This is a genomic window from Kineococcus indalonis (genome assembly GCF_009906395.1).
In the GTDB taxonomy this organism is placed as follows: Bacteria; Actinomycetota; Actinomycetes; order Actinomycetales; family Kineococcaceae; genus Kineococcus; species Kineococcus indalonis.
In genome coordinates this window covers 1-4,583 of sequence record NZ_JAAALM010000339.1, presented here as the reverse complement: position 1 = coordinate 4,583, position 4,583 = coordinate 1, and the positions used below count along the sequence as shown (strand labels likewise).

The 4,583-nt window shown below is 77.4% G+C and carries 3 protein-coding genes; all 3 read right to left on the bottom strand.

Features of this window, described 5'->3' with window-relative positions:
- Window positions 1–158: 158 nt before the first annotated feature.
- Window positions 159–2,741, bottom strand: a complete 2,583-nt coding sequence (locus GTR00_RS15200; protein WP_166612440.1) for an AMP-binding protein — start codon at window positions 2,739–2,741, stop codon at window positions 159–161.
- Between the two features lie 190 nt (window positions 2,742–2,931).
- On the bottom strand, window positions 2,932–3,786 hold the full coding sequence (locus GTR00_RS15195) for a ParA family protein (protein ID WP_166612439.1): 855 nt from the start codon (window positions 3,784–3,786) through the stop codon (window positions 2,932–2,934).
- A 338-nt stretch (window positions 3,787–4,124) separates the two neighbouring features.
- Window positions 4,125–4,583: tyrosine-type recombinase/integrase (locus GTR00_RS15190; protein WP_166612438.1), on the bottom strand; the 459-nt coding region annotated here is incomplete at its 5' end.

The window sequence follows — 4,583 nt, the reverse complement described above, 5'->3', positions numbered from 1 at the left end:
CAGCAGTTCCTCAGCCCGGGTGAACCCGCTCCACCGGTCGGACCAAGCGGTCGCCGTCGGCGACCGCTTGGTCCGACCGGTGGAGCGGGTTCACCCGGGCTGAGGAACTGCTGTGAGCGCTCGTGACGCAGCGCAGCGGGGCCGGCGGCGGCCCCGCGTCAGGCGGGGCGCGCCGCGTGCGCCACCGGCTGCCCCGGCGCGGCCGGCGGGGCCTCCCGGGGGGCCCGCGCCGCGGCGGGGACGCGCTCCAGGGCCTGCGAGACGTGCCCGGCGACGGCCTCGACGTGCGGGTCGCGCAGGATCGACATGTGGTCGCCGGGCACCTGCACCAGGGACCACTCGCCGGTCAGGTGCCGTTCCCAGCGGCTGCGCAGCGGCGCCTCCTCCTCGTCCGCGGCGACGACCACCAGCGCCGGCCCGTCGTAGGCGGGGGCCGAGTACCAGCGGCTGATGAGGATGCCCTGGTGGTGGAAGCGCATGTAGTGGCCCATGCCGGGGTGCGGCAGGATCCCCGTCAGCGCGACGGAGACCTCCTGCTTCAGGCGCACCCGCAGCGAGGGGAAGGTCCGCGGCGGCATCAGGGAGGGGTCCGGGGGGAAGGAGTCCAGGACCACCAGCAGCGCCACCTCCTCGCCGGCGGCGCGCAGCCGCGAGGCCATCTCGAAGGCGACCAGGCCACCCATGGAGTGCCCGGCCAGCCGGTAGGGCCCGTTCGGCTGCAGCTCGCGGACGGTGGCCAGGTGCCGACGGGCGATGCGGCGCACCGACCAGTCCGGCAGCGCCCGGTTCTCCAGCCCGTTGGCCTGCAGCCCGAGCACCGGCCCGGGGTGGCGCACCCGGTGGGCGAGCGTGCGCAGCGCCACCGCTGCGCTGCCGGCGCCGGCGACGAGGAACAGCGGCTCGCCCTCGGCGGCCGGGCGCAGCGGCACCAGGGTGGGGCGCTCGGAGCGCGCCGTGCGCCGCACCGCCGCCGCGAACTGCGCCACGGTGGGCGCAGCGGCCACCAGCGAGGTGGTCACCGGGCGCGGGGGGTCCTCGACCAGCTCCGCCATGCGCTGCACCAGCGCCTCGGCGGCCAGCGAGTCCCCGCCGAGCTCGAAGAAGTCGTCGTGGACGCTGAAGCGCTCCAGCTCCAGCACGGCGGCGAACTGCTCGTGCACGACGTGCTCCCAGCCGGTGCGCGGCTGCTCGTACGGCGCGGAGGACGCCGCCGGCTCGGGCAGGGCGGAGCGGTCGAGCTTGCCGCGCTCGGTGCGCGGCAGCGCGTCCAGGAGCACGACGTGGCGCGGCACCATGTGCGAGGGCAGGTTCTCGCGCACGACCGCGCGCACCGCGGAGGCCTGCAGCCGCGGGCCCTCGGGCACCACGTAGGCGACCAGGTCCACCTGGCCGCTGGCCGGGTCGGTGCGGCCCACCACCACGGCCTCGCGCACCTGCGGGTGGGCGAACAGCAGGGCGTCGACCTCACCGGGCTCCACGAGCAGCCCGCGCACCTTGACGCTGTGGTCGCTGCGGCCCAGCAGGCGCAGGCACCCGTCCTCGGCGAGGGTGCCGACGTCGCTGGTGAGGAACGAGCGGGTGCCGTCGGGGTTCTGCGTGAACACCTCGGCCGTGCGCTCGGGGGCCCCCCAGTAGCCGCGGGTCAGCCAGGGCGAGGTGACCACCACGCGCCCGGTGCCGTGCGGGTGGCGCCGGCCGTCCTCGTCCTGCACCTCGAAGCGGGCCCCGGGCACCGCGCAGCCGACGGGGGTGGCGCCCTCGGGGGACGGCGCGCCCGGGTCGAGGCGGAACTCGGCCATCAGCCACGTCTCGGTGGAGCCGTAGCGGTTGCGCAGCACGCACCGCGGGCCCACGGCCGCGCGCACGGTGCGCAGCTCCGCGCCGTGCACGGTCTCCCCGGCCACCGTGACGCTGACCAGGCCGTCGAGGCGCTCGCCGGGCGCCAGGGCCGTCATCGCCCCGCGCAGGATCGCCGGGGAGGCGTGCAGGACGTCGACGCCTGCCTCGCGCATCCAGGCGGGCAGCTCCGCCACCGAGCGGCGCCGCGGGTCGAACAGCTCCTGTCGGGCGCCGACGAGCAGGCACGCCAGGGTGACGCCGATGCCGGCGCTGAAGCCCATCGGCAGCAGGTGGGCCACGACGCTGCCCGCGCCGTAGCAGCCGGTGCCCAGGGAGTTCACCCAGGCGTCGTGCAGGATCGAGCGGTGGTCGCAGGCCACGCCCTTGGGGGCGCCGGTGGACCCGGAGGTGTAGACGACCACGGCGACGTCCTCGGGGTGCGCGGGGGTGGCCAGCAGCTCCTCGGCGGCGGTGCGGTGGTCGCCCCCGGCGTGCCGGCCCGCGTCGGGGTCCAGCACGGTGGCGGCCAGCTCGGCGGCGGTGCCGGCGCGGGCGGCGTCGCTGACGCAGATCGAGGCGCCGGCGGAGCGCACGTAGTGGCCCAGGCGCGCGGCGGGGGTGGTGGGGTCCAGGACGACGACGGGGCTGCCGGCGGCCAGGACGCCGACGACGGCGGCCACGGCGCCGACGTCGTGGCCGCGCAGCACCGCGACGGGACGGCCCCGCGCCCCGGCGGCCAGGACCGCCTCGCGCACGCGGGCGGCGCGGCGCAGCAGGTCCGCGCCGGTCAGGCGCTGTTCGCCGTCGGCGGCCAGGACGCGGTCGGCGGCGTCCAGCGCGACCTCCACGATGCGGGGCACCAGGGTGCCCGAGGCGTGGTCCTCCGAGAGCGGCGCAACCATTTGACTACTCCCCGTGGTGTTTCGGCGGCCGCTCCCCCCGCGGCCCGGGGGCGCACGATAACGGCTGCGGGCGCTCGCGGCGTGGCGCTGGCGGCACCACGGCCGCGGACCGCCCTCTCGGCGGCCCGGAACTCACGCGCAGTGGCCGCCGCTCACTCCGGGTCGACCACCGGGGTGCGCAACGGGCCCCTCAGGCCGCGTCGCCGCGCGCGACGAGCTCGCGCGCCAGCTGCCGGTACGCCTCCGCCCCGGGGTGGTTGCCCGCGTAGACGGTGATCGGCTCGGCCGCCACGGTGGCGTCCGGGAACTTCACGGTCCGCCCGATCACGGTGTGGAAGACGTCGTCGCCGAACGCGTCGACCACGCGCGCCACGACCTCGCGGCTGTGCAGCGTGCGCCCGTCGTACATGGTCGCCAGGATGCCGTCGATCTCCAGGACCGGGTTCAGGCGCTCCTGGACCTTCTCGATGGTCTCCACCAGCAGCGCCACCCCGCGCAGCGCGAAGAACTCGCACTCCAGCGGGATCACCACCCCGTGCGCGGCCGTCAGCGCGTTGACGGTCAGCAGCCCCAGCGAGGGCTGGCAGTCGATGAGCACCACGTCGTAGTCGGCCAGCACCGGCCGCAGGGCCCGCGCCAGCACGCTCTCGCGCGCCACCTCGCCCACCAGCTGCACCTCGGCCGCCGACAGGTCGATGTTGGCCGGCAGCAGGTCCAGCCCCTCCAGCCCCGTCTCGCGGATCACCTCGCGCACGTCCGTGCCCGGCTCCATGAGCAGCTGGTACACCGTGCGGTCCAGCTCGTGGGAGTTCACCCCCAGGCCCGCCGACAGCGCCCCCTGCGGGTCGAAGTCCACCAGCAGCACGCGCCGGCCGTACTCGGCCAGCGCCGCCCCCAGGTTGATGGTCGTGGTGGTCTTGCCCACCCCGCCCTTCTGGTTGCACATCGCGATCACCCGGGCGGGACCGTGCTGGTGCAGCGCGGCCGGCACCGGGAAGTCGGGCACGGGGCGGCCCGTGGGCCCGGCCTGCGGACCCAGCTCCATGGCCCCCTGCACCCCGCGCGCCGGCTCAGCGCCCGCCGGCGCCTCGCCGGACGTGCCCCGGGGCGTGCCGGTCGGAGCCCACGGGGACGCCTCCGGGGGCACCTGCGCGGAGGCGCCGGCGGGCGGTGCGGGCTCGGCGGCCGGCTGCCCCGGGCCCTGCGGGTGCTGCGGGTGCTGCGGCGTCCCCGTCGGCGCACCCGTCGCACCGGGCACCGGCGGGATGGAGGGGGCGGACGTCGGGAACTCGCTGGTCACTGGCCTGGCACATCCTCGGGCTGTCTCGGGCGGTGCCCCGCGCCCCGCTTCCGCGGTCGCGCAGGTGCGCTGGCGCGTCGACCTTAGTCCGACGGGTGCGGTGCGCGGTGCCCGCGGGGGTGCGTCCCGGCCCGCGGCTGCGCGAGCCGCTGCGTCAGCGGCTCCGTCAGCGGCTCCGTCAGCGGCTCCGCCGACGGCTGCGGCAGTGGTTCCGCCGCGACCAGCGCGTACAGCTGCGTCGTGGCCGGCGAGGCGTGCCCGAGCAGCTCCTGCACCTCCCGCACGTCCGCGCCGCCGCGCAGCCGGTGGGTGGCGAAGGAGTGCCGCAGCGTGTGCGGCGAGACGGCCCGCGCGATGCCCGCGCGCCCCGCGGCGGCCTGCAGCACCGCCCAGGCGCTCTGCCGCGACAGCCGCGCACCGCGCGTGTTGAGGAACAGCGCCGGCGCGCCCGGGCCCTGCGCGGTCCGCGCGGCGAGCAGCTCCGGACGCGCCCGCGCCAGGTACTCCTCCAGCGCCCGCCGGGCCCGCGCCCCCAGCGGCAC

Coding starts and splice junctions, on each gene's coding strand:
- GTR00_RS15200 (WP_166612440.1), bottom strand. CDS start 2,741: ATGGTTGCGCCGCTCTCGGAGGACCACGCCTCGGGCACCCTGGTGCCC.
- GTR00_RS15195 (WP_166612439.1), bottom strand. CDS start 3,786: ATGGAGCTGGGTCCGCAGGCCGGGCCCACGGGCCGCCCCGTGCCCGAC.